Origin of the sequence: Pedobacter sp. Bi126, assembly GCF_918698245.1 — a bacterium.
Taxonomy (GTDB): Bacteria; Bacteroidota; Bacteroidia; order Sphingobacteriales; family Sphingobacteriaceae; genus Pedobacter.
In genome coordinates this window covers 1-2,297 of the sequence record NZ_CAKKMS010000017.1, presented here as the reverse complement: position 1 = coordinate 2,297, position 2,297 = coordinate 1, and the positions used below count along the sequence as shown (strand labels likewise).

Below are 2,297 nucleotides of genomic sequence, written 5' to 3'. Positions count from 1 at the left end.
TAACTGTACAGCTTGGACATGCAGGTGTTGGCGGTGTAACCGGATAGTTCGGATCGGTAGGCGACAATGGTGTTGGATCTACCGAAGTGGTTGTGATATTGTTATTTTTAGGGTCTTTTCCGGTAGCGGTCGCCACGTTGAACACACCGCCGTTATCGATCTCCGCCTGTGTTAGGGTATGGAAACCGGTGAAAGTGCTGTTGTCTGAAGCACCTACCGCTAAACTTGCGATCGGGCCACCAGAAATCGTAGCGTTTGCATCGCTTACAATAATGTTTGTTACAGGAACAGTTCCTGTATTCGTCACTACAAAAGTGTAATTAATTCTATCGCCCGCATCTACCTTACCATTTCCATTAAAGTCGTTGTAATTACCCTCTTTCGCTAATGAAATTTTCGGATTGTAAACCGTAATGTTAACGGTAATCGGATCAGATTTTACGCCATCTGGAGTTTCTAAAATATAAGTATAGGTATCGTTACCCACATAACCATTGTTTGGCGTGTAGGTAATAGATTTGTCTGGATTAATGGTAATCGTTCCGTTGCCCGGGTTTGTACCTCCAGGTATAATGGAAGTGCCGACACCGCTCGGACCGTCGTTCGCAGTAACAATTGTGGTCGTAGCTGTATTAATCGGAGTAGTATCGGTATCAGTTGTACCAACAGGCTTAATGCTGATCACAAAGGTTTGTGTAGCAGATTGATCTACCCCACCATTCGTTGTACCTCCGTTGTCTTGCACGTATACCGTAACTGTGGTTTTACCATACTGGCCAGCAGCTGGGGTGTAGGTTAAAACACCAGTCGGACTAATACTCGGTTGCGTAGTAAATAGACTGTTTTTATCATTGGTAACCACAAAGTTTAAAGTCTGTGAGCTTTCATTTGCTGGCCCACTACTAATTGCTGTTGCCCATGGTGTTATGGTTTGAGCTGGTGCATTAATTGTAACTACCTGATCAGCTCCTTTGGTAAACGAAGGAATGTCATTCACTGGAGTTACGGTAATGGCAAGTGTGCTTGCAGCATTTCCGCCATTTCCATCACTAATGTTATAAGTAATCAGAGGAACAGTTCCGTTATAATTGACTGCTGGTTGGAAGGCATAACTTCCATCAGCATTGATGGTTATTGTACCAACGCCGGTGATGACAACCGGAGTACCAACAATCTGCGTACCTCCTACACCGAATATGCTGTAATTCGTTACAGTTAGGGTGTTTCCTTCAACATCTGTATCATTTATTAGGATATCTCCTGCAACTCCTGTCGCACCATCTGCAACATTTAAGTTAGTATCTTCTAGCGTCGTATTGGTATTGGCTACGGCAACAGGAACATCGTTTACCGGAGTAACCGTGATGTTTACAGGTGCGTTCGAAACTGCATATGCCGTACCGTCGCTGCCGTTCCAGTTGAAACTGGTCGAGCCGTTCCAGTCTGCATTCGGAACAAAAGTAATCTTGTCCAGATCTGCTGCAATGATCTCCTGGCCTACCGTAATGGCAACGCCGTTAAGTTGCAGGGTACCGTTCAACGGAAGATCAACAATGCGGATCTTGGTTAACGGGTTGTTATCCTTGTCTGTAAATTTCGAAGTAAAGTCTATAGCGGCAAAAGGTATCGGGCTATCTTCTACACCGCTCTTGCTGATCGCGGCAACAACTGGAACATCGTTTACCGGAGTAACCGTGATGTTTACAGGCGCATTCGAAACTGCATAAGCCGTACCGTCGCTGCCGTTCCAGTTGAAACTGGTCGAGCCGTTCCAGTCTGCATTCGGAACAAAAGTGATCTTGTCCAGATCTGCTGCGATGATCTCCTGGCCTACCGTAATGGCAATGCCGTTAAGCTGCAGGGTACCGTTCAACGGAAGATCAACAATACGGATCTTGGTTAACGGGTTGTTGTCTTTGTCTGTAAATTTCGAGGTAAAATCTGCAGCGGCAAAAGGTATCGGGGTATCTTCCACACCGCTTTTGCTGATCGCGGCAACAACCGGAACATCGTTTACCGGAGTAACCGTGATGTTCACAGGCGCGTTCGAAACAGCATAAGCCGTACCGTCGCTGCCGTTCCAGTTGAAACTGGTCGAACCGTTCCAGTCTGCATTCGGAACAAAAGTGATCTTGTCCAGATCCGCTGCAATAATCTCCTGACCTACCGTGATGGCAACGCCGTTAAGCTGCAGGGTACCGTTCAACGGAAGATCAACAATACGGATCTTGGTTAACGGGTTGTTATCCTTGTCTGTAAATTTCGAGGTAAAGTCTATAGCGGCAAAAGGTATCGGG

1 protein-coding gene is annotated in these 2,297 nt (G+C 46.1%); it reads right to left on the bottom strand.

The window, feature by feature from the left end; translation table 11 throughout:
* Window positions 1-2,297, bottom strand: a 2,297-nt coding sequence (locus LQ201_RS25590) for a cadherin-like domain-containing protein (RefSeq protein ID WP_230146720.1), incomplete at both ends; no start/stop codon positions are given.